This is a genomic window from Amycolatopsis camponoti (assembly GCF_902497555.1).
GTDB lineage: Bacteria > Actinomycetota > Actinomycetes > Mycobacteriales > Pseudonocardiaceae > Amycolatopsis > Amycolatopsis camponoti.
Genome location: NZ_CABVGP010000004.1, coordinates 155652 through 181182 on the forward strand (window position 1 = coordinate 155652; position 25531 = coordinate 181182).

At 72.2% G+C, this 25531-nt stretch carries 20 protein-coding genes; 15 read left to right on the forward strand and 5 right to left on the reverse strand.

Annotated elements, in window-relative coordinates; translation table 11 throughout:
- The first annotated feature begins 12 nt into the window (after nt 1–12).
- Complete coding sequence (locus AA23TX_RS47745) at nt 13–2886, forward strand: glycoside hydrolase family 3 C-terminal domain-containing protein (RefSeq protein WP_155549929.1); 2874 nt, start codon at nt 13–15, stop codon at nt 2884–2886.
- On the opposite strand, the gene AA23TX_RS47750 is transcribed toward AA23TX_RS47745, so the two are convergent.
- Both AA23TX_RS47750 and AA23TX_RS47755 read right to left on the reverse strand, forming a co-directional pair.
- Complete coding sequence (locus AA23TX_RS47750; RefSeq protein WP_155549665.1) at nt 2829–3884, reverse strand: LacI family DNA-binding transcriptional regulator; 1056 nt, start codon at nt 3882–3884, stop codon at nt 2829–2831. The genes AA23TX_RS47745 and AA23TX_RS47750 overlap by 58 nt on opposite strands.
- Nucleotides 3885–3960: 76 nt before the next feature.
- Nucleotides 3961–7017, reverse strand: a complete 3057-nt coding sequence (locus tag AA23TX_RS47755; protein ID WP_155549666.1) for a discoidin domain-containing protein — start codon at nt 7015–7017, stop codon at nt 3961–3963.
- Between the two features lie 233 nt (nt 7018–7250).
- Between AA23TX_RS47755 and AA23TX_RS47760 the strand changes: the two genes are divergently transcribed.
- From AA23TX_RS47760 to AA23TX_RS47785, 6 genes are all read left to right on the forward strand, one after another.
- Nucleotides 7251–8003: a sulfite exporter TauE/SafE family protein gene (locus tag AA23TX_RS47760; RefSeq protein WP_155549667.1), complete on the forward strand. Its 753-nt coding sequence runs from the start codon at nt 7251–7253 to the stop codon at nt 8001–8003.
- A 43-nt stretch (nt 8004–8046) separates the two neighbouring features.
- Nucleotides 8047–10311 (forward strand): xanthine dehydrogenase family protein molybdopterin-binding subunit, encoded by a 2265-nt coding sequence (locus AA23TX_RS47765; protein WP_155549668.1) that lies wholly within the window; start codon nt 8047–8049, stop codon nt 10309–10311.
- Entirely contained in the window at nt 10308–10778 is a 471-nt protein-coding gene (locus AA23TX_RS47770; protein WP_155549669.1) for a (2Fe-2S)-binding protein, read from the forward strand. Before AA23TX_RS47765 ends, AA23TX_RS47770 begins: the two co-directional genes overlap by 4 nt.
- The gene (locus tag AA23TX_RS47775; RefSeq protein WP_155549670.1) at nt 10775–11578 is read left to right on the forward strand and encodes an FAD binding domain-containing protein; all 804 of its coding nucleotides are present in this window, start codon (nt 10775–10777) and stop codon (nt 11576–11578) included. Before AA23TX_RS47770 ends, AA23TX_RS47775 begins: the two co-directional genes overlap by 4 nt.
- Before the next feature lie 126 nt (nt 11579–11704).
- Entirely contained in the window at nt 11705–14560 is a 2856-nt protein-coding gene (locus AA23TX_RS47780; protein ID WP_196425953.1) for a tetratricopeptide repeat protein, read from the forward strand.
- A 56-nt stretch (nt 14561–14616) separates the two neighbouring features.
- Nucleotides 14617–15318: a flavin reductase family protein gene (locus tag AA23TX_RS47785; RefSeq protein WP_196425954.1), complete on the forward strand. Its 702-nt coding sequence runs from the start codon at nt 14617–14619 to the stop codon at nt 15316–15318.
- Here the strand turns inward: AA23TX_RS47785 and AA23TX_RS47790 are convergent.
- Nucleotides 15296–16225, reverse strand: a complete 930-nt coding sequence (locus AA23TX_RS47790) for a hypothetical protein (RefSeq protein ID WP_155549672.1) — start codon at nt 16223–16225, stop codon at nt 15296–15298. The two genes, AA23TX_RS47785 and AA23TX_RS47790, sit on opposite strands and share 23 nt — an antisense overlap.
- A gap of 94 nt (nt 16226–16319) precedes the next feature.
- Between AA23TX_RS47790 and AA23TX_RS47795 the strand changes: the two genes are divergently transcribed.
- The 8 genes from AA23TX_RS47795 to AA23TX_RS47830 all read left to right on the forward strand — a co-directional run bounded on the left by AA23TX_RS47795 (nt 16320) and on the right by AA23TX_RS47830 (nt 23528).
- Nucleotides 16320–17243, forward strand: coding sequence for a 2-dehydropantoate 2-reductase (locus AA23TX_RS47795; RefSeq protein WP_230863124.1), 924 nt, complete (start codon nt 16320–16322; stop codon nt 17241–17243).
- Between the two features lie 162 nt (nt 17244–17405).
- A complete protein-coding gene (locus AA23TX_RS47800) occupies nt 17406–18248 on the forward strand; it encodes an ESX secretion-associated protein EspG (RefSeq protein ID WP_155549673.1) in 843 nt (280 codons plus the stop codon).
- Nucleotides 18249–18268: 20 nt separating this feature from the next.
- Complete coding sequence (locus AA23TX_RS47805) at nt 18269–18736, forward strand: hypothetical protein (protein WP_155549674.1); 468 nt, start codon at nt 18269–18271, stop codon at nt 18734–18736.
- Nucleotides 18737–18750: 14 nt separating this feature from the next.
- Nucleotides 18751–20745, forward strand: coding sequence for a hypothetical protein (locus tag AA23TX_RS47810; protein WP_155549675.1), 1995 nt, complete (start codon nt 18751–18753; stop codon nt 20743–20745).
- 4 nt (nt 20746–20749) lie between these two features.
- Nucleotides 20750–21094 carry a type VII secretion target gene (locus AA23TX_RS47815; RefSeq protein WP_155549676.1) on the forward strand — a complete coding sequence of 115 codons (345 nt, stop codon included), beginning with the start codon at nt 20750–20752 and terminating at the stop codon, nt 21092–21094.
- Complete coding sequence (locus AA23TX_RS47820) at nt 21091–21639, forward strand: YbaB/EbfC family nucleoid-associated protein (protein WP_155549677.1); 549 nt, start codon at nt 21091–21093, stop codon at nt 21637–21639. The genes AA23TX_RS47815 and AA23TX_RS47820 overlap by 4 nt, the downstream gene beginning before the upstream one ends.
- A 75-nt stretch (nt 21640–21714) precedes the next feature.
- Nucleotides 21715–22251 (forward strand): GNAT family N-acetyltransferase, encoded by a 537-nt coding sequence (locus AA23TX_RS47825; protein ID WP_155549678.1) that lies wholly within the window; start codon nt 21715–21717, stop codon nt 22249–22251.
- Nucleotides 22248–23528, forward strand: a complete 1281-nt coding sequence (locus tag AA23TX_RS47830; RefSeq protein ID WP_155549679.1) for an MFS transporter — start codon at nt 22248–22250, stop codon at nt 23526–23528. The genes AA23TX_RS47825 and AA23TX_RS47830 overlap by 4 nt, the downstream gene beginning before the upstream one ends.
- Here AA23TX_RS47830 and AA23TX_RS47835 read toward each other — a convergent pair.
- Nucleotides 23514–24734 carry an SGNH/GDSL hydrolase family protein gene (locus AA23TX_RS47835; RefSeq protein ID WP_155549680.1) on the reverse strand — a complete coding sequence of 407 codons (1221 nt, stop codon included), beginning with the start codon at nt 24732–24734 and terminating at the stop codon, nt 23514–23516. The genes AA23TX_RS47830 and AA23TX_RS47835 overlap by 15 nt on opposite strands.
- A gap of 389 nt (nt 24735–25123) precedes the next feature.
- Nucleotides 25124–25390 (reverse strand): hypothetical protein, encoded by a 267-nt coding sequence (locus tag AA23TX_RS47840; RefSeq protein ID WP_155549681.1) that lies wholly within the window; start codon nt 25388–25390, stop codon nt 25124–25126.
- Nucleotides 25391–25531: the final 141 nt, after the last annotated feature.

The window sequence follows — 25531 nt, forward strand, 5'->3', positions numbered from 1 at the left end:
GCGGCGGTGGTGATGGGACTGCTCGCGGTCCCGCCGCTCACCGCCCAGGCGGCCCCGGCCCTGCTCTCCCAAGGGCACGCCGTGATCGCCTCCTCCACCGAAAACGCCGCTTTCCCCGCGAGCGCGGCCGTCGACGGCGACCCGGGCACGCGCTGGTCCAGCCTGGCCGCCGACCCGCAGACGCTGCAGGTCGACCTCGGTTCGTCGCACAGCCTCAGCCAGGTCGTCCTCCAGTGGGAGGCGGCGTACGCCACGGCGTTCACGATCCAGGCCTCGGCCGATGGCGGCCAGTGGTCCACTGTGTACTCGACCACGACCGGCACCGGCGGTACCCAGACGCTGCCGGTGTCCGGCAGCGGCCGCTACGTCCGGCTGACCACCACCCACCGCGCCACCCAGTGGGGCGTCTCGCTCTGGGAGTTCCAGGTCTTCGGCGACGGTTCGTCGCAGGCGTGCGGCAGCGCCGACGCGGCACTGCGGCAACCGGCGACGGCGTCGAGCGTGCAGTCGGACGCCTTCCCGGCGTCAGCGGCCGTCGACGGGGACGGTGGCACCCGGTGGTCGAGCCTGGCCGCGGACCCGCAGTGGATCCAGGTCGACCTCGGCAGCTCGCGGCCGGTCTGCGGCGTCGACCTGACCTGGGAGGCGGCCTACGCGAGCGCGTACACGATCCAGCTGTCCACCGACGGGACTTCGTGGACCACGGCGGCGACCGTGGCCGGTACCGGCGGCACCGAACACCCCGCGGTGTCCGGCACGGCTCGCTACGTGCGGATGACCGCGACCGCGCGGGCCACGCAATGGGGTGTCTCGCTGTGGGAGTTCGCGGTGCACACGACCGACGGCACAACGCCACCACCGACGGGCTGTCCGTGGGTCGGCTCGACGGCCCCGGTCGCCGACCGCGTCACCCAGCTGATGGCGGCCATGACGGCGCAGCAGAAGATCAAGGTGCTGCACGGCAACGGCGCGACCGGGCCGTACATCGGCAACACCGACGCCGTGCCCGAGCTGTGCATCCCGGCCCTCGGCCTGCAGGACGGCCCGGCCGGGGTCGGCGACGGCCTCGACGGCGTCACCCAGTTCCCGGCGCCGGTGTCGGCCGCGGCGACCTGGGACACCGGCCTGATGAACCGGTACGGCTCCGCGATGGGTGCCGAGTTCGCGGGCAAGGGCGTCGACATCGCCCTCGGCCCGACGATCAACCTGGTCCGCGACCCCCGGTGGGGCCGCAACTTCGAGACCTACGCCGAGGACCCGTACCTCGCCGGGGCGGCCGGGACGGCGACGATCCAGGGCATCCAGAGCCAGGGCGTCATGGCGCAGGCCAAGCACGCGGCGGCGTACAACGTCGAGGCCGGGGCGTCGCGCGGGACGCCGTCGGACAACGTGATCATCGACGACCGCACCCTGCACGAGCTGTACCTGCCGGCGTTCCAGCAGGTGGCGAGCCAGGGGCAGGTGGCGTCGATGATGTGCGCCTACAACCAGATCAACGGCGTCCCGGCGTGCCAGAACAGCGGGGTGCTCGCCACGGCGATCAAGCAGGACGCCGGCTGGGGCGGCTTCGTCGGCTCCGACTGGGGCTCGGCGACCGGCGGCCCGCGGCAGCTGGCCAACGGCGGGCTCGACATGGAGATGCCCGGCGGCGCGTTCTTCGGCCAGGGCCTGCTCGACGCCGTCTCGCGCGGTGAGGTCACGCAGGCGCGGGTCGACGACATGGTCCGGCGGGTGCTGACGCAGATGTTCAGGTTCGGCGTGTTCGATCGGGCCCGGCGCGGCACGCCGCAGTCGGTCGTGACGAACGCGGCGAACGTGACGACCGCCCGGGACGTCGCGGCGGCCGGGTCGGTGCTGCTGAAGAACACCGGCGTCCTGCCTTTGACCGCGTCGACGAAGTCGATCGCGCTGTCCGGCGGCGACGGGATCGACCCGCAGAACATCGGTGGCGGCAGCGCCAAGGTCAACCCGTCCCCGGCGTCGGTGAACCCGATCAACGGCATCAGGGCACGGGCCGGGTCCGGCGTCACGGTGTCCTATGTGGACGGCGCCGGTGAGCACGTGCAGACGCCGAACATCCCGGGCGCGGTCACCGCCGCGAAGGCCGCGGACGTCGCGATCGTGTTCGCCAGCTACGGCGAGTCGGAGACGCAGGACCTCGACACGATCGACCTGCAGAACCAGCAGAACGACCTGATCGACGCGGTCGCCTCCGCCAACCCGCGCACGATCGTCGTCCTCAACACCGGCTCGGCGGTGACGATGCCGTGGCTGTCGAAGGCCGCGGCGGTCATCGAGGGCTGGTACCCGGGGCAGGAGAACGGCAACGCGATCGCGTCGCTGCTCTACGGCGACGTCAACCCGTCGGGCAAGCTGCCGGTCAGCTTCCCGAAGCAGCTCGCCGACCTGCCGACGGCGAACGTCCAGCAGTTCCCGGGCGCCAACGACCGGATCGAGTACTCGGAAGGCCTCAACGTCGGGTACCGGTGGTACGACAGCCGGAACATCGAGCCGCTGTTCCCGTTCGGCTTCGGCCTGTCGTACACGACGTTCGGGTTCTCGAACCTGGTCGTGTCGCCGCAGGGGACGAACGGCACGGCGACCGTGACGGCGACGGTGACCAACACCGGCCCCCGCGCGGGCGCCGACGTCGTCCAGCTCTACGTCGGCCAGCCCGCCGGGAACGGCGAGCCACCGAAACAACTGAAGGGATTCAAGAAGGTGCAGCTCAACCCGGGACAGAGCCAGCAGGTGTCGTTCCCGCTCACCCCGCGGGACCTCGCGCACTGGACCGGGTCGTGGACGACCAACGCGGGCCAGTACCGGGTCTACCTCGGTGACTCCTCGCGCAACGTCCCGCTCTCGGCGGCGCTGACCGTCTCCTGAGCCTCCCGGGTCGACTCCCGGATCACCAGGGAGGTCGGGACGATCAGCGGCTCGTCCGGCTGGGGTGCCCCACCCAGCTGGGCGAGCAGCTGCCGGGCCGCCGTCTCGCCCATCTGCCGCAGCGGCTGGCGGACGGTGGTCAGCGGGGGCTGGGTGTGCGCGGCCAGGGGGATGTCGTCGAACCCGACCACGGCGACGTCCGCCGGCACCGCACGCCCGGCCTTCCGCAGCCCGGCCAGCACACCGGCCGCGGTGAGGTCGTTGTGCGCGAAGACGGCGTCGAACTCCGGGCCGGTGGCCAGGAGCTGGAGGATGGCCGCCTCGCCGCTTTCGCTGGTGAAGTCGCCTTCGATGATCAGGTTCGGGTCCAGCGCCAGGCCGGCTTCGCGGATGACGTCGCGGAAGCCGTTGAGCCGGTCGCTGGTGCAGCCGAAGTCGCGCGGGCCGGTGACGGTCGCGAGCCGCGTGCGCCCGGTGGCGAGCAGGTGCCGGGCCGCGGACGCGCCGCCCTGCCGGTTGTCCGTGCCCACCGACGGGAACGCGGGACGGCGGCCGCGGTCGTCGATCACCACGACCGGCAGCCCGGAGTCGTGCAGCACGCGCAGGTGCCGCACGGCGTCCGGCGGTTCGACGAGCAGCAGCCCGTCGAACGCCTTCGCGGACACCTGCCGGGAGAACTCGCCGAGGGAGTCCGCGCCGCGGTTGGCCGTGGACAGCAGCAGGCCGTAGCCCTTGGCCTCCACGACGTCGGCGACGCCCTGCAGCACCTCGCCCATCCACGGCCAGGTCAGGCCCGGCACCAGCATCCCGACCGTGCGGGTCACGCCGCGGGCGAGCCCGACCGCGCCGGCGCTCGGGATGTACCCGGTCGCCGCGATCACCTCGCGCACGCGGATCGCGGTCGCCGCGTCCACATCGGCTTTGTTGTTGAGCACCCTCGACACGGTCGTCTTGCTCACCCGCGCGCGGCGGGCGACCTCGGCGATCGTGACGCGCATCCGTCCTCCCGGGCCGGCGAGACCTGTGGTGCCAAGGTACTCGCCCCGGGGCCCGCCGCGGGCGCTGCGAGATCGATCAAGTCCGGACGGAAAGCCGCGTGAGGCTCGCATCGCCGCTTCGCCAGCCCGTCCGGACCGCCACGTACCGGGCCGGGCCGGAGCTCGCCGTCCGGTAGGTGACGCCGTCGACGCTGGTTTCGACGCTCGCCTTCGGCCGGCGTCCGGGTGTCCAGGCCAGTTCGACGGCGGAAACCGCCGTCACCGCCCCGAGATCTACGACCAGCCGACCGTCCGGGCCGGGCCGCCACGCCGTCGCCGGGTCGTCGTCGACGGCCGCCCCCGGGCTCGACATCCCGGGCGGCAGGGGCTCGGCGGGGAAGGTGGTCCGCCCGAGCGCGAGGTCGGCCAGGGGGTACGGCCGGACGTCGCCGAACACGACGGGCACCGTCCGGCGGGGCGGCAGCAGCACCGGCCGCGGGCGGCCGCCGTCCGGCGTCACGGTGACGACGACCGGGAGGAACCCCGGCGGCGCCGTCAGGTCGACCCGGCTCGCGTCGCGCACGACCGCCTTCAGCCCGGCCGGTCCCCGCACGGTGAACCGCGGGGGCTCGATGCGGCCTTCCGCCGCGGCCAGCGCGTAGGAGACTTCGGTGCCGGTCCGGGTGACGGTCTGCTCGCCGCGGTAGAGCCGGTAGGTGCCGCCGTCCTGCGGGAGGGTCGCCGTGCCGGTCGCCGCGGTGCCGGAAAGGTTGACCAGCACGAGGAAACCGTCGGTGACGCTCGCGCGGACCGCGCTCGCCGTGGTGGTGGCCTTGGGGCGGGCGGCGAGCTTCGCGAGGTCCTCGGTGTGCGGGTACAGCTCGGCGAGCAGGGGCGCGGCCGGCCCGTCGGAGAGCGTGACGCGGTCGGCGGTGACGGTGAGCGGGTTCGCGCTCTCGACGAGGACCCCGGCCCGGCCGTCGATGTCCAGCCGGCCCTTCGTGCTGCGCAACGCGGGCACCGGGTAGGTCGCGACTGTCGTCCAGGTCGCGCCGTCCGGCGACGTCTCGATCCGGTACTTGCGCCCGGCGGCCGCTTCCCAGCTCAGCCGCACACGGTCGAGGGTCTGCGGGGTGCCGAGGTCGACCGCGAGCCAGCTGTCGGCGCGCGGACGGTCCGATGTGGACACTGCCCAGCGGGTGGCCGCGTCGCCGTCGGTGGCGTACTTGGCTTCCTTGCCCGAGCTTGCCGAGGACGCCGACGCGGTTCCGGCTCGCGCGAGGTCCGGGCCGTCGCCGTCGCGGACCTCGAAGGCCCAGAGCGAATAGCCGTACGTCGGGTCCGGCTGGACGCCGAGCATCCGGACGTGCCGGGCCGTGACCGGGGTGAACGTCAGGTCGTCGGTCCGGGCGCCGGTGGGCGCGGCCGTGGCCTTGAGCGTGACCTTGCCTTCGGCGGCGGTGTAGGTGCGGTCGCCGTCGAGACCGGGGACGCCCGGCATGGCGAGGTTGTAGACGTTCAGGACGCCTTCGCTCTCGGCGACGCCGGTGCTGGCGTACACCGCGGCACCGGTGGGAAGGGTGGCGAGCGCGGCGTACCCGGCGTCGAAGCGCAGGACGCCTACGGTGCCGTCGAAGCCGTCACGGACCTTCTCGTAGGTGGTGGCGTGGCGTTCTTTGACCGCGATGTTCGTGGCCGGGAGCAGCATCGGGTTGGCGCCGCCGAGCACGAACAGCCAGTCGTCGTGGTGCGGCTGCCAGGCGAACTTCACGAACCCGGTCTTGGTCACGGTCGCGGCCCAGGCGGCGGGGGAGCGGTGGGCGAGGAGGCCGGGCGCGGCGCCGAAGTCGGCGACCCCGGCGGCGTGGGCGTCGAACTCGCTCGTGCTCACGGGCTCGATCGGGCCTTGCCGCGCGCGCCATTCGTGCAACAGGTAGCTGATGGCCAGTTCGGCGCGGGCCTCGGGCTCGTACTTCGGTTCGCCGGAGAACTTCGTGATCCGGTCGGCGGGCGCGTAGGCCTGGTAGGGCTCGAGCCGCGCGGCGAGGTCGGCCTCGGCGCGGGCGGCATGGCGGTCGCCGAGCACCTGGGCGCGGAAGGCCAGCGGGATGACGTCGCGGCCGTAGAGGTGCTCGCGGTCGGCGACCATGGGCATCAACGGCTCGCCGGCGTCGCTGGTCATCAGCAGCATGGTGCGCCAGAGGAGCTCGCCGTTCGGCTGGGCGGTGAGGACTTCGGGCAGCGGGGCACCGGCCGCGAGGAAGTGCATCGCGTTCCGGCCGGAGGTGCGCCACAGCTCTTCCTGGTAGTGCGGGCCGAACGAGCCGTGGTTCTCGACGAGGAAGGTGTCGTAGAGGTTGGTGGCGGTGTTCGCGCTGATCGGGTGGCCGTCGACGAGCCGCGGGTTGGCGAGGTCGGCGGCCGGCAGCCCGGTCTCGTTGCGGCTCCACGCACCGAAGGCTTCGCGCCAGTCCTTCGCACGCGGGTCGCCCGGCGCCCACGCGAGCGCGGGGGCGAGCGACTGGGCGTAGACCCCCATCTCTTCGAGCTTGGTGTCGCCGACGAAGCCACCCTTCAGGCCGTTCGGCGTCCAGCTGCCGGAGGTGGGGTCGTCCGCGGTGCCGAGGGCGGTCGTGTAGGCGGCCTGTTCGGTGGTGATGCGCTCGACGTTCCGTTTCGTGGCGTCGTCGAGGTCCGTCCACAGGAGACGGGCGGCGAGCAGGAAGTACGACTGGAAGGTGGTGTCGAAGAACAGCTTCCGGCCCCACTCGGTGCCGCCGGTGAGCAGGTTCGACGCGGCGAAGTGCTCGATGGTGGCGAGGGTGTGGGCCTTGAGGGTCGCCTGGCTGACGCCGGCGGTGGTCTCGTCGTAGCCGGGGCGGGTGAGCAGGAGGGCGTTGCCGAGCACGACGGCGAAGGTGAAGTCCTTCGCGGGGTAGATCCCGGCCGTGGCGTCGAACTGCTGCTCGGCCCAGCGGGTGTGCCGGAGCAGCACGCGCAGGTAGGTGGCGGCGACGGGATCGGGCGGTCCGCCGGGTGCCTGCCCGCTCGCCGCGCCCGTGGCCGCCGCGACCCCCGGCAGCAGTCCCGAGGCCAGGAGGGCCGCGACGCCGCCCGCGCCCACGAGGGCCTTCCGCCGGTTCAACTCGCCCATGGTCCGGTCTCCGCTCGCTGACAACCTTGTCAGCGCGGATTCTGTGACGGCCCGTCGCCGCGGGGCAAGCCCGTCGCCGGATCCCGTCCGGTTTCGGACAACGCCTGGGTAATTCGTATAACGACCTATACCGCAGCTCGCCCGGGGTCGTGAGTGAGAAACCGGGTTAGAACACTGTTTCTCACTCACGACCCCGGCACGGCCCCCAAAGCCCGCCGTGTTGAGATGACAACGTGATCACCGGCCCCGGCGTCTTCCTCCTGCTCGTCCTGGCCGGCGTCGGCGCCGGCCTGACCGGGTCGATCGCCGGGCTGGCCTCGCTGGTCTCCTACCCCGCCCTCCTCGCCGCGGGGCTGCCACCCGTCACCGCCAACATCACCAACACCGTCGCCATGCTCGGCACCACCGCCGGGGGCGCCGCCGGGGCGCGTCCCGAACTGGCCGGTCAACGGCAGAAGCTCGTCCCGCTCTGCGTCATCACCACCGTCGGTGGCGCGTGCGGCGGGCTGGTGCTCCTCCTGACCCCGTCCGACGCCTTCACCGCGATAGTCCCGTGGCTGATCGGCGCCGCCTCGATCGTCCTGATGGCCGGGCCGCGGCTGCGCCGGCTGGCCGAAGGCGCCGAGCACCACGGCCTGCGCCCGGCAACCGGCGTCGCCGCGTTCTTCATCGGCATCTACGGCGGCTACTTCGGCGCCGCCGCGGGCGTCTTGATGCTGGCCCTGCTCGTCTCCGTCTGGACGCAGCCGCTGGCCCGGACGAACGCCGCGAAGAACCTGGTCACCGGCTCGGCGAACCTGCTCGCCGCGATCGTCTTCGCCGTCACCGGCAAGGTGGTCTGGACGGCCGCCCTCGCCGTCTGCCTCGGTTCCCTCGGCGGCGCGTGGCTGGGCTCGACGCTCGTGCGCCACCTGCCCGCCACGCCGTTGCGCATCGGGATCGGCATCGCCGGCCTGGGACTCGCGGCGGTGCTGGCGTTCTCCTGAAAACAGGGCATGATCGGCGGGGTATCGGCGAGCAGGAGACCAGATGAGCATTGTCGGGACCCGGGTGGTCCGCCAGGAGGATCAGAACCTGATCACCGCGGGCGGCACCTACGTGGACGATCTGCGGGAGGAAGCGCTTTCCGGCGCCGCGCACGCGGTGTTCGTGCGCAGTCCGGTGGCGCACGCGCGGATCGAAAGCATCGATGTCAGCGAGGCGAAGGCGGCGCCGGGGGTGCTCGGGGTGTTCACCGCCGCCGACCTCGGCCTCGACCCGCACGCCGCGGGGCCGGTGAAGGAACCGTGGCTGGCCGACGGGGTGGTGCGCTACGTCGGCGAGCCTGTCGCGCTCGTCCTCACCGAGGAGCGCTACCAGCTGGCCGACGCGGCCGAGCTGGTCGACATCGACTACGACCCCCTCGGCGCCGTCGCGAGCATCGACGCGGGCCTGGCGGACGAGACGCTGCTGTACCCCGAGACGGGGAGCAACGTCGTGCAGGTCAACGGCGCGAAGGAGTTCGACGACGGGATCTTCGCGGACTGCGAGGTCGTCGTCTCGCAGACGATCGTCAACCAGCGTGTCGCACCCGCGCCGCTGGAAGTCCGGGGCGCGTCGTGCGCGTGGGGCGAGGACGGCAGGCTGACGGTCTGGCTTTCCACGCAGAACGCCCAGATCGCCCGCACGCAGGTGGCCATGAGCCTCGGCGTCGGCGAGGAGAACGTGCGGGTCATCGCGCCGGACGTCGGCGGCGGCTTCGGCGCGAAGATCGGCGCGGACCCCGAAGCGACCGTTCTCGGCTGGGCCGCGAAGGAGATCGGCCGGCCGGTCCGCTGGATCGAGTCGCGCAGCGAGAACCTCACCTCGATGACGCACGGCCGCGCGCAGCAGAACACCGTGACCATCGGCGGGAAGCGCGACGGCACCGTCCTCGCGTACCGCCTCGACGTCATCCAGGACGCCGGCGCGTACCCGCGGACGCTGTTCCTGCCCACGCTGACCGAGCTCATGGCCGTCGGCGTGTACCGGTTCCCGAAGGTGGAGACGCGCAGCCGGGCCGTCGTCACGAACACGACGCCGATCGCGGCCTACCGCGGCGCGGGCCGCCCGGAGGCGACGGCCGCGCTCGAACGGGCGATGGACCGCTTCGCCGCCGAGATCGAGGTCGACCCGGCCGAGGTCCGGCGGGTCAACTTCATCCGGCCGGAAGAGTTCCCCTACACGACGCCGACGGGCGCGTCCTACGACACGGGCGAGTACGCGGCGGCGCTGGACAAGGCCCTCGAAGCCGGCGGGTACGCCGAGCTCCGCGCCGAGCAGAAGCGGCGCCGGGAAGCCGGCGACCCGATCGAGCTCGGCCTCGGCATCGCCGCCTACGTCGAGATCACCGGCGGCGACGCCGGCGGGGAGAGCGGCCGCGTCGACCTCTTCCCGGACGGCTCGGTGGTCGCCTGGACGGGCAGCTCACCGCACGGGCAGGGCATCGGGACGTCGCTGGCGATGCTGCTGGCCGACCAGCTCGGCGTGCCGCTGGACAAGATCACCGTCCGCCACGGCGACACCGACGAGGTGCCCAAGGCGGTCGGCACGTTCGGCTCCCGGTCGCTGCAGCTGGGCGGCTCGGCGATCCGGCAGGCCGCCGACGAGGTGATCGCGCAGGCCCGCGCACTGGCCGCCGACCTGCTCGAAGCCGCACCGGAGGACCTCGAGCTGGACGCCGAACGCGGCGTCTGGCAGGTCCGCGGCGCGCCGTCGAGCACCGTGCTCAGCTGGGCGCAGGTCGCCGAGACGGCGTCCGGCGGCAAGCTCACCGCCGACGTCTGGTTCGGCGGCGGCAAGCCGACGTTCCCGTTCGGCGCGCACCTGGCCGTGGTCGAGGTCGACACCGAGACCGGCAAGGTCGAGCTGCGCCGGATCATCGCCGTCGACGACGCCGGCCCGATCGTCAACCCGCTGACCTTCCGCGGTCAGCGGCACGGCGGGCTGGGCCAGGGTGCGGCGCAGGCGCTGATGGAAGTCGTCACCTACGACGATGACGGCAACCCGACGACCGCGACGCTGGCGGACTACTCGTTCGTCACCGCCGCCGAGCTGCCGGACTTCGAGCTGGTCGACATGGCCACCCCGACCGACCGGAACCTGCTGGGCGTCAAGGGGATCGGCGAAGCGGCGACGATCGGCTCGACGCCCGCGGTGCACAACGCCGTGGTGGACGCGCTGGCCGAGCGCGGCGTCAAGCACCTGGACATGCCCACGACCCCGATCCGGGTCTGGGCCGCACTCGAAGAAGCTCGGAAGGGAAACGCGCGGTGAAGGTTTCGATCGAGGTCAACGGGCAGCCGGTGGCCGAGGAGGTGCCGGACCGGACGTTGCTGGTGCACTTCCTGCGCGACACCGCCGGGCTGACCGGCACGAACATCGGGTGCGACACGACGTCCTGCGGCGCCTGCACGGTGCTGCTCGACGGCGAGTCGGTCAAGTCCTGCACGGTGCTGGCCGCGCAGGCCGACGGCCACGCCGTCACGACCGTCGAGGGACTGTCCGAACCGGACGGTTCGCTGCACCCCGTGCAGCGGGCGTTCCGCGAGCAGCACGGCCTGCAGTGCGGGTTCTGCACGCCGGGGATGATCATGGCGTCGGTGTCGCTGCTGGCCGACAACCCGAAGCCGACCCGCGACGAGGTGCGGGCCGGGCTCGAGGGGAACCTCTGCCGCTGCACCGGATACCACAACATCGTGAGCGCCGTGATCGACGCGTCGGGACAGGAGGTGGACCGGTGATCCCCGCCGAGTTCCGCTACGAGCGCGTGTCCACAGTGGACGAAGCGGTGGCCCGGCTCGCGGCGCTGGGCGACGAGGCGAAGGTCCTCGCCGGCGGCCATTCCCTGCTGCCGCTGATGAAGCTCCGGCTGGCGGCACCGGAGTACCTGATCGACATCGGACCGGTCGACGAGCTGCGTTTCGTCCGCCTCGACGGCGACGACGTCGTGATCGGCGCGTTGTCCCGGTACGGCGACCTCGCGCGCGACCCGGTGCTGCGGGAACACGCGCCGCTGCTGGCGCACGTGTCCGGCGAGGTCGGCGACCGGCAGGTCCGCCACCGCGGCACGATCGGCGGCTCGCTGGTCCACGCGGACTCCGCGGCGGACCTGCCCGCGGCGGTGCTGGCGTCGGACGCGGTGCTGGTCGCGCGCGGCTCGGCGGGGGAGCGGCGGATCCCGGCGGCGGAGTTCTTCCTCGGCCCGTTCACGACGCCGCTGGAGCCGGACGAGCTGCTGACGGAGATCCGCCTGCCGGCGCAGACCGGCCAGGACTGGGGCTTCGAGAAGTTCACCCGCCGCGCGATCGACTGGGCGATGGTGGGCGTGGCCGTGGCGGGCGGCCGCGTCGGGCTGGTGAACATGGGCGGAGTCCCGCTGCGGGCCACGGCGACCGAAGCGGCGCTGGCGTCCGGATCGTCCGTCGCCGAGGCCGCGGCTCTGGCGGCGGAAGGCACGTCGCCACCGGACGAACCCCACGCGACGGCCGAGTACCGCCGTCACCTGGCCCGGGTCCTGACCCGGCGGGCCTTGACGCACTGATGGCGTTGCGGTCCTGACTTCCGGGGGAGGGTGGCCACCCTCCCCCGGATAGTCCGGCGCGCCCTCGCTCGTCGGCTACCGTTGACGTCGGCAAGTCGTGCGAGGTCGGCGAATCGGGAGCGTCCGGTGAAGCGCAGTTCCGTGAGTCTGCAGGACCTGATCCGCCGTCGGCAGGCGGGTGGGTTCGTCGGCCGTCAGGAGGAACTGGGGCAGTTCCAGGACAACCTCCGCCTCGAGGTCGACGACGTCCGGCGCCGGTTCCTCTACAGCATCCACGGCGACGCCGGCATCGGAAAGACGTTCCTGGTGCGGCAGTTCGCGAGGCTGGCCCGGGAGCACGGCTGCTTGACCGCCTACATCGACGAATCCGTTTACGACATCCCCGCCGCCCTCGAGGCGATTTCGGTGGCGCTCGCCCAGCAGGACGCGCCGTGCAAGGAGCTGGTGAAGCGGGCGGAGACCTACCGGAAACACCAGTACGAGCTCGATGCGGATCCGGCGGCGCCGGAAGGCCTTTCGTCGGCCTTGACGCGTTCGGCGGTGCGCATCGGTCTCCGGGCCGCCGAGGACATCCCGCTGGTCGGGCCGTTCGCCAAGGAGCTGAACACGGACGCGGTCGCCGGGCAGGCCGACCGGCTCCGGTCCTACCTCACCAGCAAGTTGCGCAACCACCTCGACGTGCGCCTCATGCTGTCGCCCGTCGAGGTGCTCACGCCGTTGTTCGTCGCCGACCTCGGCGAGATCGCGGCGGAGCGGCCGATCGTCCTCTTCTTCGATACCTACGAACGGACGGGCGTCTTCCTCGACGCCTGGCTGCGCACGCTGTTGTCCGGCCGCTACGGCGACCTGCCGGCGAACCTGGTCCTGGTCGTGGCCGGCCAGCACCCCCTGGACGTGAACACCTGGGGCGACTACCTGAGCATCCGGTCGAACATCGCCATGCAGCTCTTCACCGAGGCAGAAGCGGTCGAGCTCCTGGCCGCGCGAGGTGTGACGGACAAGGGCGTCATCGACGTCGTACTCGGCCTCACCGGGCGGTTGCCCGTGCTGGTCGCGATGCTCGCCGAAGCGCGGCCCGGCAACGTGGAGGACGTCAGTGACCCGAGCGACAACGCTGTCGAGCGGTTCCTGAAATGGGAGAGTGATCCCCGGCGGCGGACAGCGGCCGTGCTCGGTGCGCTGCCGCGCCGGCTGGACAAGGAGACCTACGCGGCGGTGACCGGTTCGGCCGCGGTCGAGGAAGACTTCGCTTGGCTGCTGGGCCTGCCGTTCGTCGCCGAACGCTCCGGCGGCTACCGATACCACGACGTGGTCCGCAACGCCATGCTTCGGGTCCAGCGGCGGCGTTCCTCGGCTGACTGGCGCACGCATCACGAGACGCTGGCCGCGCACTACCGCGTGGTTGCCGAGTCCTTGGAGTCCGCGGACGACGGGCAGGACGAACGGGTGCAGGCGCTGTTCCTCGAGGAGACCTACCACCGGCTTTGCGCCCAGCCGTCCGCCGCCCTTCCCGCCGCCCTCATGAGCCTCGTCGACGCCGTCGACGGCAATCCCGAACTCGTGCCACCGTGGACGGCGATGATCCGGCAGGCCGGCGAAGACAGCGGAACGCCTGCGCTCTCACGCCGTGGTGAAGAGCTGACGGGCCTGTATGCCGATGAGGCAGGCGACCGGCTGGGCTTCTACACGAACCTCGCGGAGGACACGTCGCTCGATGACGAGCACCGTGCGCTCGCGTACGAGAAGCGCGGCAGCCTCCACTTCGGCCGCCAGGAACACGAGAAGGCGCTGGAAGCCTTGGCCCGGGCGATCGACCTCGATGGAAGCCGGCTGTGGGCGAGAGCTTTCCGGGGTGACACCTACCGGGTGATGGGCAGGTTCGACGAGGCGGTGGCCGACTTCGACCACGTCATCGACCAGGACCCGGAAAACGACTGGGCACTGGCTTGCCGCGGCGCCGCTTACCAGGAGGCGGGCCGGTTCGACGAGGCTATCGCGGACCTCGACTCCGCACTGCGCATCGATCCCGAGGACACTTGGGACATCGCCATGCGGGGTGAGACGTATCGCCTGATGGGGAAGCTGGACGAAGCGCGTGCCGACTTCGACCGTGCACTCGAGGCCAGCCCCGATTACCGCTGGGTTTTGGGCAGCCGCGGTGTCCTGCACCGCGACGCGGGCCGGGTCGCCGAGGCGCTCGCCGACTTCGACCGCGCCCTCCAGCTCGAGCCGGAGTACCTCTGGGCCATCGCACATCGGGGCGAGACCCACAGGGTGATGGGACACCGGGACGAGGCATTGGCCGATTTCGGGCGAGCTCTCGCGATCAGGCCGGAGTATGAATTCGTGCTGGCCTGCCGCGCCCAGGTGCACTTGTCCTTCGAGCGCCACGAAGCCGCTCTCGCGGATCTGGACCGGGCGATCGAGCTGAGTCCCGACTACGGCTGGGCGCTGACCGAACGCGGGAGCCTGCAGACGTTCCTGGGCCGCCACGAGGCGGCGCTGGCCGACTACGGCCGGGTCCGCGAGCTCCACCCGGACGGCACTTCGGTGCTCGACAAGCGTGCGGCAACTTACCGGGAGATGGGGCGATACGACGATGCTCTCGCCGATCTCCAGGACGTGCTCCGGCGTGAGCCGAAGGACGCCTGGGTCCGTTACCAGGTCGGGTTGGTGCGGTGGCGGCAAGGCGACCGGAATGCCGCGACCGCCGATTTCGCCGCGGCCGTCGAGCTCGAACGGGAACTCGTCGACGCGGCTCCGCGCGACGCGTGGCGTGCGTTCAACGTGGCCGTATACCTGGCCGCGGCCGGCAGCCATGACGAAGCCACGGCGCAGCTCCGGACAGCACTCGAGGGCGAGCACGACGCGGATGACGTCCAGTCGGCGATCGACGACCTGGAAGAGCTGAGCAGGACGACCGGACGCGACGTCGGAGAGGGCGTGTCGATGCTGCGGGCCGAGCAGCGCCGGCGCCGGTGATCGCGACGGCCGATTCCCGCGAGTCTTCTCCTCGCGGCCGCGGCAGGATCGTCGGTGTGAAGACGGAAACCCTTGCGCACACGGCCATCGAGCCCGGCATCCTGTACTTCGGCACCCCGGTCGTCCTGATCTCCAGCGAGAACGAGGACGGATCGGCGAACCTCGCCCCGATGTCGTCGGCGTTCTGGCTCGGCTGGCGTGCGATGCTCGGGCTCGGCGCCCGCTCCAAGACGGCCCAGAACCTGCTGCGCACGCGCGAATGCGTGCTGAACCTGCCTTCGGACGCGCTCGCCGCGGCGGTCGACCGGCTGGCGATGACGACGGGTTCGGATCCGGTGCCGGCGGGGAAGGTGGCGCGTGGGTACTTCCACGTAGCGGACAAGTTTTCGCGGGCGGGCTTGACTTCCGTTCCGTCGGAGACCGTTGTCCCGCCCCGGGTCGCGGAGTGCCCGGTCGCGATGGAGGCCGTCGTCGAGGCGGTGCACCCCGTCGCCGACGACGATTCTTCGCAGCGTGGGGGAATCGTCGCCGTCGAAGTCCGGATCCAGCGGGTGTTCGTGCACGAGGACATCCGGGTGCCGGGGAGCCCGGACCACATCGACCCGGATGCCTGGCGGCCGTTGATCATGAGCTTCCAGAAGCTCTACGGGCTGGGGCCGCAGGTTCATCCGTCCACTCTGGCCCGGATTCCCGAGCGGCTCTACCGCGGGCCGGACATCGACCGGGCCCGGGCGGTCACGTCGCGTCGAGCCGGGTGAGCAGCGGCGCCAGCGTCCGGATCCCCGCCGTCACCGCGGCGCGGCCCTTCGCCGAGCTCACCGGCGGCTGCTGCGTCATCAGCACCACCACGTACCGGCCACCCACCACCCCGGTCGTGTTCAGCACCAGCGCGTTCCGCAGGATCATCCACCCCTGCTTGATCTGCCACGAACGCCCCGGCAAGCCGTCCGGGATCCCGAAGTACTGGTCCCACCCGTCGTCGGCCGGGTTGCGCGCGTCGCCCAGCGCCGCCAGCAACGGCGCCGCCACGTCGTCGGGCACCTCGTCCAGCAGGTACTCGTACGTCGCCACCACGTCGTTCGCCGTCGTCTTCGCCATTCCCCACTGGGTCGGATCGGCCGGCGGCGTCGTGTGGGAGAGCCCGATCAGCGCCGCCGTGCGGGTCACGATGGCGTTGCCGCCGTTCTGCTCCCAGAACGCCGACGCGATCGCGTCGTTGCTGCCCTCCAGCATGTCGGTCAGGTCCTCGACGGCGTCCGCGTCCGGCAGCGCCCAGCCGCCGTCCGAGCGGACCTCGTCGATCGCGATCAGGAGCTTGACCACCGAGGCCGTGTAGTACGGCCGGTCCGCGTCGAGGGAGGCCAGTTCCTTGCCGGATTCGCGGTCGTACAGGACGAACCCGACACTGGTGCCACGGGACGCCGCCGTCACCGCGTCGCTCACCTCGCGAGCGACCGACGACAGGTCGGGGTACGGGACCTCGGACGTCGAGGCCACCGGGCTGACCTCCGTGTCGTCGGGGGTATCGGGAGCGTCCGGGGCACGCGGAGAGGTCGCCGCCACCGTCGCCGCCCGGTGCCCGTCGACGACGACCACCACCCCGGTCGTCAGGACGGCCGCCGCCAGCCCCGCGCTCGCCACGATCCACCGGATCCGTCTTCCCATGCCTGGTCAACGCCCGGCGGTCCCGGATCGACCTGTCGTTTCGCTGTGTCTTGCTGTGGGAATACTGTGGCCGCCGCCGGGCGTAGGTCATGGTGTGAGCGACTTGAAGATTCTCGTGGTGGGCGCCGGCGCGACCGGTGGGTACTTCGGTGGACGGCTGCTGCAGGCGGGCCGCGACGTCACCTTCCTGGTGCGGCCGGGCCGGGCGAAGCTGCTGCGGGACCGCGGCTTGCGCATCACCGGACTCGGTGAGGACACCGTCCTCGAACCGGCGCTCGTGGAGACCGGATCCCTCGACGGGACCTACGACCTCGTGCTGCTGGCCGTCAAGGCGACCGGTCTCACCTCGGCCATCGACGATTTCGCTCCCGCGGTCGGCCCCGGCACGCTGATCCTCCCGTTCCTCAACGGGCTCGCGCACCTCGACGCGCTCGACGCGCGGTTCGGCGAGGACGCCGTGCTCGGCGGGGTCGCCAAGGTGCAGACGACCATCGACGACGACGGCGCGATCCGGCGGCTCGGCCCGCTGCAGAGCCTGGACTACGGCGCTCGCACGGAACCCGCGCCCGGAAAGCTCGCCGACGTCGACGCCGCGCTGAAGAACGCCGGGTTCGCCGCCGCCCTGGACGAGCGGATCACCGAGTCGATGTGGGCGAAGTGGGTGTTCATCGCCGCGATCGGCGCGGTGAACAGCCTGATGCGCGGCACGATCGGCGACGTCGTCGCCGTGCCCGGCGGCACGGAGTTCGCCGAAGCCGTCGTGGCCGAAGCGGCCGCGGTCGCCGAGGCGGCCGGATACCCGGTGCCCGAAGCGGGTCTCGCGGCGACGCGCCGGGCCGTCACCGACCCCGGGACGGGTGGATCTTCGCTCTACCGGGATCTGCTCGGGGGTCACTCGGTCGAGGGCGACCAGATCTTCGGGGATCTCACCGCGCGTGCCCGTGAGCTGGGCGTTGCCGTGCCGCTGCTCGATCTCGTCACCCTCCAGCTGCGCGTGCACCAGCACCGCATCGGGTGATCCGGTCACCGAGTGCGCTTTGCCCGCGCAGGCCGGTGATCGTGGTCTTTCGGGCACCCGCGTGGCGGCGCCGACGCGGGGTCCGCGGGCACTGATAACCTTCGGCAGGAAAGTTGCTTGAGGGTTTGACGGCTTGGATTCCACAAGAAGCAGCGAGGGGAAATGGCGGACAGGTTCGAGTTCGTCCTCGAGGTCGTCGAAGCCCTCGTCGTCGGCCGGGCGACCGGTGGCGACGTCCGGCGCTACCCGTTGCGCGCGGGCAACCTCCCGACGGACCCGGTGCGGTTCGTGCGGGTCGCGCGCCAGGTCTACGACGCGCTCGAGGAGCGACGGCTTTCGGTGTCGGGCGAACTGCACCCCGGGGTGCGGACGGCGTTCGAGCTGCTGGCCGAGCCACGCGTTTCGGTTGCGGTGAGCGGGATCGACGGCCTCGGCGCCGACGTCGCCGTGCTGGTGGTCACCGACGGCGCCCAGGCGCTCGGCATCACCCAGGCCCCGGACACCGACGAGCTGCTGTTTTCGCTGTTCGCCGACGAAGAGCTGGTCGAGGTCGTCACCGGCGTGCTGCCCCCGGCCCCGGCCGCGACGACCGGCAAGCACGTCGTGCACCGCGCCGCCGGGCGCGAGGTCTCGGCGATGACGGCGAAGCGGCTCGCGGACGCCGAGTTCGACGAGGAAGAGACCGACGCCTTCGGCATGATCGAGGTCAAGGCCGTGGTGCGACCCGGCCGGCGGCCGCCGTCGCCGAAGCCGTCGGACGTCGCGGTGCTCGAGCGGGTGCTGGCCGAGCCGCGGCTGGGCGGCGGCCACATCGCCGTCACCGCGCAGAGCCGGCGCGGCGAGCGGCTCGCGGGCGAACCGCTGAGCTGGCTGGACACCGCCGACGGCCGCTACCTCGTGCACACCAAGACCGGCGAAGCGGGCGAACTGACGGCCGAGTACGTACCGGCCGGCCGCGCCGACCTCGCGCGCGCGATCCGCGAAGCGATCGCCGCCGTCTACTGACCGGGAAGGAACAGCTTCTGATGACGGAAGAGACCGAGGCGACGGCCCAGGCTCTCCAGGCGACGATGCAGCTGCAGTCCGCCACGACGCCCGAGACCAAGGCGCTGGCCGCCGTCCGCGTCGGCCTGGCGGGTGCCCAGCTGAAGCGGCTCGCGCAGTCCGGCGGCTTCGCCATCGACGACACCACGGGCAACCAGCTGATCGAGGCCCTCGAAGGCGTGCTCGAGTCCCTGGAGCAGCGCTGGGCGAACCTCCAGCGGCTGCACGACGCGCCCGCGATGAGCCGGACCGCGACCGGCCAGTGGGTTTCCGCGCACATGGTCAGCACTGCGGCCGACGAGCACGGCCTGGTGACCCAGCTGCAGGCCGCGCGGCAGGAGTTCCCGACCTACATCGAAGCCATCAAGCTGGCGAAGCAGAACTACAAGTCCCGGGAAGAGACCACGCGCACGACGCTGACCTCGCTCCCGACCGCCGACCAGAGCTGAGGGAGACCGAGACCGTGGCACCCACCGCCGAGTCCGTCTCGGACCCGTCGTCGCCGGACTACGACAAACGCAGTCCGCTCTACGACGTGACGGCCGATCCGTCGTCGAAGTACTACGTCGGGCCGCTGAAGACGGACAACACACCCTCGGGTGACGAGATCCGCGAGATGGCCACCCAGCAGATCGACGACGAGATCCGGGCCGGCTGGCTCGGCCCGGCCGTCGACCCCGTGCTGCGCGACAAGAAGATCCAGGAGCTGTACCAGCAGCACCTGGACAACGCCAAGCACGGCCTCGACGAGGGCCTGACCATGCGCGAGAACGGCGGGGCGCCGCGCACGCTGTGGGCCAACGCGAGCCACGAGCAGATGAACGACGCCATCACGCAGGACGCCAACCCGGCGACCGTCGCGGAGACGTCGGAGGAGTGGGTGGCGGTCGGCAACGACCTGGGTACCCACCAGAAGACCCTCGGCGACGCGATCAACGCGAGCACCAGCAACTGGCAGGGCGACGCCGGTGACGCCGTCCGCGAGCACCTCGCCGGCGTCGGCAAGTGGCTGGGCGCGACCGCGCAGGGTGCCACGCTCGCCGGCCGCCAGCAGGAGATCCACTCGCAGGCGCTCAACGAGACCCAGCGGCAGATGGTGGCCAATCCGCCGGTCCAGTTCGACCTGCAGTCCACCAACCAGAAGCTGATGTCGATGACGGACCCGGTGCAGTACGCCGCGGCCGCCGGCGAAGCGATGCAGACCTACCGGGCGCAGACGGCCGCGCGGGACCACGCGGCGCAGATCATGACGCAGTACGACGACACCATCGGCGGCGCGGTCGCGACGCCGCGGTTCCCGGCTCCGCCGAAGCTGCCGTCCGCGACGGCGCGTTCGGCGACCAGCCCGGCTTCGGGTGGCGCCGGTGCCGGAGCGAACGCTTCCCCGTTCCTGACGGCGCGCTCGGCGACGGATCCGGCGCTGGACCCCGAGGCGGCGGCCCGGCAGCGGGCCGGTCTCGACGCGGCCGCGCTCGATGGCTCGGGCGGCGCCGGGGGCGGCGGCGCGGGCGGCAGCGGCGCCTTCGGCGGCGCGGGCATCCCCGGTGGCGGCTCGGGGGCCGGTGGCTCCGGCTTCTCCGGCAGTGGCATTCCCGGTGCCGGCGGCTCCGGCCCGGGCGGTTCCGGGTTCTCCGGCGCGGGCATCCCCGCCGCGTCGGGCGGCGGTGGCGCGGGCGGCGGCAGCTTCACCCCGCCGAACTTCGACGTCCCCGGCGGCACGCCCGGCGGTGGCAGCTTCACCGGCGCGGGCATCCCCGGCTCGTCGATCCCGATCGGCGGCGACTCGACCACGTCGTCCGGCTTCACGCCGTCCGGGATCGGCGGCGGTGGCGGGGGCACCGGCGGCAGCGGCTTCAACCCGGGATCGATCCCCGGGATCCCGGACACCTCGGGCGGGGGCGGCGGCGGTATCCGCGGCGGCGGCGGTATCCCCGGGTTCACCCCGCCGGGCATCGACCCGATCACCGGCCTGCCCACCGGCACCGGCCCGGGCGGCATCCCCGGCGGCGGTAGCGGCATCGGCAAGATGCCGACCATCGGCCGCGGGGGCGGGATCAACGGCGAGAGCATCGCGAGCCGGCTCGGCGGCATCGGTGGCGGCGGCGCCGGCGGCGGTTCACTGGGCGGGATCGGCGGCGGTGGCGCGGGTGCCGGTGGTGCCGGCGGCGGCGTGCGGGGCACGGGCGCGGGCAGCCTGGGCGGCGGTGCCGCGTCCGGCGCGGCCGCGGAGGCCGAAGCGGCGGCCATGCGGAACGCGGGTGCGGCGGGCGGCAAGGCCGGTGCGGCCGGCAGCCCGGGCATGGGCGGCATGGGAGCCGGCCGCGGTGGCAAGAAGGAAGACGACAAGGAACACAAGTCGGCCGACTACCTCGAGAGCGACGACCCGAACTTCTTCGCGGGCGAAGAAGCGGTGGCGCCTCCGGTGATCGGCGACTGGAAGAACCAGGATTGGAAGTGACCGCATGACGGCCGGCGGCTTCGAAGTCGAGCCCGACGAGCTCGTCGCGCACGCGAGCCACGTCGAGGGCCTGGTGGATCGGCTCAGCACGGCGGCTTCGGCGGCGGACTCGGCGATGTCGGATCACGCCTACGGGTTGCTGTGCGCGTTCCTCCCGCCGATCATCCGGCCGACGGGTGAGAAGGCGAAGGAAGCGCTGGACGCGTCGTCCGAAGGCGTGCGCGGCCTGGCCGACAACGTCAAGACGGCGGCGCAGTCCTACCGCGACGGCGAAGAGGGCAACGCCCAGCCGTTCGAACGGCAGCTCACGGCCGCGCCGCGCGCGGTGGAAGCGAAGGTGCGGACATGACGGGCCCGAACAACGGCCTGGGGGACCTGATCCGGGACCCCGACGAGGCGATCCGCCGGATGGACGACTGGGCGGCCGGGTTCGCGGCGAAGGCGGAGCGCTACCAGGCCGCGCAGGAGGAGACCGAACGGCTGCGGCTGACCGCGAGCAGCGGCGACGGCGCGGTCAGCGTCACCGTCGGCGCCGACGGCACGGTCACCGACCTGACGTTCAGCAACAAGATCAAGTCGTTCCCGCTGGACGAGCTGTCCCGGACGATCCTCACGACGATGCGCCGGGCCCAGTCCGGCATCGCCGAGAAGGTGGCGGGCGTGATGTCCGAGCGGCTCGGCGACGAAGACCGCGAGACGCGGACACTGCTGCTGGACAACCTGCGCGGCCGGTTCCCCGACCCGGACGAGCCGGACGAGCCGCAGCCGCCCGTCGAGCCGCCGCCCGCGCCGCCGCAGCCGCCGTCCCCGGCCGGTGGTGCCGGAGCGCCTCCGGGGGCGTCGCCGCGCCGGAGGGCCACCGACCCGGACGAACAGGACAACAACCCGTGGTGACCCCCGGAGCCTGAAGACGCGGCCGGCCGGGCGGCATTGCTCGACAGACGGCGTCCGGGGGTCGACACTGGGCCGATGACCGGCCTGATCACCGGCAGCCGTGTCCGCCTGCGCCCCGCCGCAGCCGCGGACGCCGCCCGGTTCGAGGAGATCCTGTCGCACCCGGACGTCGCCCGGTGGTGGGCGGACGCCGAGGAACCGGTGGCCACCCAGGTTTCGTACCTGCTGGACCCCGATGACGGCACCACGACGTACGCCATCGAGCACGAGGGCGTCGTCGTGGGCATCGTGCTGGCCTTCGAGGAAGCCGACCCCCAGTACCGGCACGCCGGGATCGACATCGCGGTCCACCCGGACTGGCAGGGCCGCGGCCTCGGCTCGGACGCGATCCGGACGCTGGCCGGGCACCTGTTCTCCGTGCGCGGGCACCACCGGGTGGTGATCGATCCCGCGGCGGACAACAAGTCCGCGATCCAGCTCTACCAGTCACTCGGCTTCCAGCCGGTCGGCACGATGCGCTCCTACGAGCGCGGTCCGGACGGCAGCTGGCACGACGGGTTGCTGATGGACCTGCTGGCCGAAGACCTCGTCCCCGCACTAGCCGGCTCATGAGCGCGGCTCCGGCCGAGGCGACTCGGCAGCTGCGGCGGGTCGCCGTCGCGAGCGCGATCGGGACCACGATCGAGTGGTACGACTACTTCATCTACAGCACGGCGACGGCGCTCGTGTTCGGCAAGCTCTTCTTCACGACGCTCTCCCCGGCCTCCGGCACCCTCGCCGCGTTCGCGACGCTCGGCGTCGGGTTCCTGGCCCGCCCGGTCGGCGGGATCCTGTGGGGCCACTTCGGCGACCGCGTGGGCCGCAAGGCGATGCTGGTGCTGTCCCTGCTGCTGATGGGCGTGGCGACGGTCGGCGTCGGCCTGCTGCCCACGTACTCCGCGATCGGTGTCTGGGCCCCGATCCTGCTGTTGGTCCTGCGGCTGCTGCAGGGCCTGAGCGCGGGTGGCGAGTGGGGTGGCGCGGCGCTGATGGCGGTCGAGCACGCGCCGGAGGGACACCGCGGCCGGTACGGCGCGTTCTCCCAGATCGGCGTCCCGGCCGGGCTGATCCTGGCGCAGCTGATGTTCTTCATCCTCGGCCGGTCCCTGACCGACGCGCAGTTCGCGGCGTGGGGCTGGCGGGTGCCGTTCCTGGCGAGCATCGTGCTCGTCGGCGTCGGCCTGGTGATCCGGTTGCGCATCGAGGAGTCACCGGTGTTCGCGCGGCTGCGGGAAGAAGGGGCGCGCAGCAGCCGGCCGATAGTCGACGTCTTCCGCGAACGGCCCCGGGCGCTGCTGGTGGCGTCGGGCAGCTTCATCGCCAACACCGCGATCGGGTACATCTTCCTGGCGTACCTGCTGTCCTACGGCACGTCGGTGCTGAAGATCGACCGCACGACGCTGCTGGTCGTGGTCATCGTCGGCAGCGTCACGTGGTTGGTGAGCATCCTGGTGACCGCGGCGTGGTCGGACCGGGTCGGCCGCAAACCGGTGTACCTGGCCGGGTCGATCCTGCTGGTCGTCTGGCCGATCCCGTTCTTCCTGCTGGTCGACACCAAGGCCACCGGCTGGCTGATCGTGGCCGTCGTGGTGCTGAACATCGGCCTGGGCGCGACGTACGGGCCGCAGTCGGCGTTGTTCGCGGAGCTGTTCGAGCCGCGGTACCGCTACAGCGGCGCGTCGTTCTCCTACGCGGTCGGCGCGGTGCTGGGCGGTGCCTTCGCGCCGTTGATCGCGACGAAGTTGCAGGCTGTCACGGGGACTTCGTTCTCGGTGGCGCTCTACCTCGTCGGGGTGGCGGTGCTCAGCCTGGTCGCGGTGCTGTTCATCCCGCGCTCACAACCGGTCTAGGCGGACCGCGGCGGCCATCCGCTCGTAGCCCGCGTCGCCCGGGTGGAGGTGGTCACCGGAGTCGTACGCCGGGAGCATCCGCAGCGGGTCGGCCGGGTCGCGGACGGCGGCGTCGAAGTCGACCACGCCGTCGAAGACGCCGCCGGTGCGGATGAACGTGTTCACCGCGGTGCGGGTCGCTTCGAGCGTTTCGTCGTAGACGCGCCAGCCCTTGAACGGCGTGAGCGTGCCGCCGAGGACGCGGATGCCGCGGGCGTGCGCCTGCGTCACCAGCTGGCGGTAGGCCGAGGTGATCGCGGCCGGGTCGGTCTGGTGCGGATCCTGCTGGATGTCGTTGATACCTTCCAGCACGATCAGCGTCCGCACGCCGCCGACGCTCAGCACGTCGCGGTCGAAGCGGGACAACGCGTTCTGGCCGGCGCCCGACCCCGGCACGTCGAGCAGCAGCCGGTTGGCGCTGATGCCCGCGTTGAGGACGCCGAACCGGCCGTGCAGCCGGTCGGCGAGGTAGTCCGGCCAGCGGTGGTTGGCCCCGGCGGCCGAGCCGACGCCGTCGGTGATCGAATCGCCGAGCGTCACGATCGAGGCCTCGGCCCCGCCCTGGACGTCGACGCCGGAGACGTAGTGCCACACCGACGTCTGCTCGGTGTAGGGCGCGCCCGACTCGCTGCCGGCGAAGTCGCCCGCGCGGGTGAAGTACGACGTCTGCGACGCGGCCGGGTGGTAGGTGACGGGCCCGGACTTCGTGGGCACGTAGGTGGTCACGAGCAGGTTGGCGTCGGCCGGGATCCGGACGCTCACCGGGTCGCTCAACGCTTCGGCGCCGGCCGGCACGACGACGCTCGCCGCGCCGCCGAAGGTGAGGGACCGGAGCGTGCCGGGCACGGCGTCCGGCCCGGTGCCCTGGACGGCGATCGTGACGTGGCCGAAAGTCAGGGGAGAGGCGCCGAAGGCGTTCGAGAGGTGCACGCGCGCCCGGCCGCCACCGGCGCTGCTGTGCACGACGTTGCGGATCGAGAAACCCGGGTAGCCGTCGGGGGTGTTGGCGACGCCCGACGCGGGTGACGCGGCCCACGTGCCGACCCAGCCGCCGACGGCGTGCTCGGCGACCGCCTGGACAGCGCTTTCCGGGTTCGCACTCCCGGACGTCGTGAGGATGCCCAACCCCGCCAGAAGTGCCGCGCTCACGGCCAGAAAGCGTCGCATGCACTCACAGTGGCGCGACTGCTCCGGACCAGGGACCGCTGATCAGGTGACCGAATCGGACAAGATCCCGGACAGTGCGGGGCGGGCCCGTCCGGGATTCTGGGGATGCCGGACGGGCCCGCGCGAGGTGGCCGTTGCCGCGACGGCCGCTCGCCGGAGTGGCCCGGTTCCGATCGGGCGGAGGCTGGCCCGGATCGGTGCGTCGTAGCGACTCCGGAGGGCGTGTGCGAGACGCCCTCACCCAGAGCACGGCCACCGGCCCGGGGCGGTTCAGTCCCTTCGCGAGGTTTCTCGCCCGGTCACCGCCAGGGAACGCCCAAAACCGTGAATGGCCCACGGAGGGACTTCAAGTCCCTCCGTGGGCCATTCACGGCTTTCGCGCGGGCGGCTCAGGCCGCGGCCGGAAAGCCTCCGCCGAGTGCGCGGTGCCCGGCGTCGGTGAGTTCGGCGGGGGCCCACTGCCCGACGGCGGTGACGCCGACCGCGCGGATCAGCCCGGCGCGGGCCAGGTCGTGGGCGGTGTTCTGGTCGCAGCACGACAGCCCGTCCACGCGGAGGTCGGGTTCACAGCTGCAGCGGAGCTCGGCGCGCCCGTCGCCGACCGCCTTGAGCATGGCGATCGCGCGGCGGCTCAGCGCGTTCGGGTAGGGGGACATCGGTCTGGCCTTTCGGTGCGCGGCTGGGTTCTGGCGGCGAGCGCTGCAGCTCTCACCGATGACTACGCGCCGGACGTGAGCGAGGTTCACTTCGATCGCCTCTTGACAGCGGAAGGCGCAGCGAGCAGGGTCATTCATCGG

Excerpts from the sequence above, each read along its gene's own strand:
- AA23TX_RS47745 (WP_155549929.1), top strand. The coding sequence starts at position 13 with ATGGGACTGCTCGCGGTCCCGCCGCTCACCGCCCAGGCGGCCCCGGCC.
- AA23TX_RS47750 (WP_155549665.1), bottom strand. The coding sequence starts at position 3,884 with ATGCGCGTCACGATCGCCGAGGTCGCCCGCCGCGCGCGGGTGAGCAAG.
- AA23TX_RS47755 (WP_155549666.1), bottom strand. The coding sequence starts at position 7,017 with ATGGGCGAGTTGAACCGGCGGAAGGCCCTCGTGGGCGCGGGCGGCGTC.
- AA23TX_RS47765 (WP_155549668.1), top strand. The coding sequence starts at position 8,047 with ATGAGCATTGTCGGGACCCGGGTGGTCCGCCAGGAGGATCAGAACCTG.
- AA23TX_RS47790 (WP_155549672.1), bottom strand. The coding sequence starts at position 16,225 with ATGGGAAGACGGATCCGGTGGATCGTGGCGAGCGCGGGGCTGGCGGCG.
- AA23TX_RS47800 (WP_155549673.1), top strand. The coding sequence starts at position 17,406 with ATGGCGGACAGGTTCGAGTTCGTCCTCGAGGTCGTCGAAGCCCTCGTC.
- AA23TX_RS47805 (WP_155549674.1), top strand. The coding sequence starts at position 18,269 with ATGACGGAAGAGACCGAGGCGACGGCCCAGGCTCTCCAGGCGACGATG.
- AA23TX_RS47815 (WP_155549676.1), top strand. The coding sequence starts at position 20,750 with ATGACGGCCGGCGGCTTCGAAGTCGAGCCCGACGAGCTCGTCGCGCAC.
- AA23TX_RS47820 (WP_155549677.1), top strand. The coding sequence starts at position 21,091 with ATGACGGGCCCGAACAACGGCCTGGGGGACCTGATCCGGGACCCCGAC.
- AA23TX_RS47825 (WP_155549678.1), top strand. The coding sequence starts at position 21,715 with ATGACCGGCCTGATCACCGGCAGCCGTGTCCGCCTGCGCCCCGCCGCA.
- AA23TX_RS47830 (WP_155549679.1), top strand. The coding sequence starts at position 22,248 with ATGAGCGCGGCTCCGGCCGAGGCGACTCGGCAGCTGCGGCGGGTCGCC.
- AA23TX_RS47835 (WP_155549680.1), bottom strand. The coding sequence starts at position 24,734 with ATGCGACGCTTTCTGGCCGTGAGCGCGGCACTTCTGGCGGGGTTGGGC.
- AA23TX_RS47840 (WP_155549681.1), bottom strand. The coding sequence starts at position 25,390 with ATGTCCCCCTACCCGAACGCGCTGAGCCGCCGCGCGATCGCCATGCTC.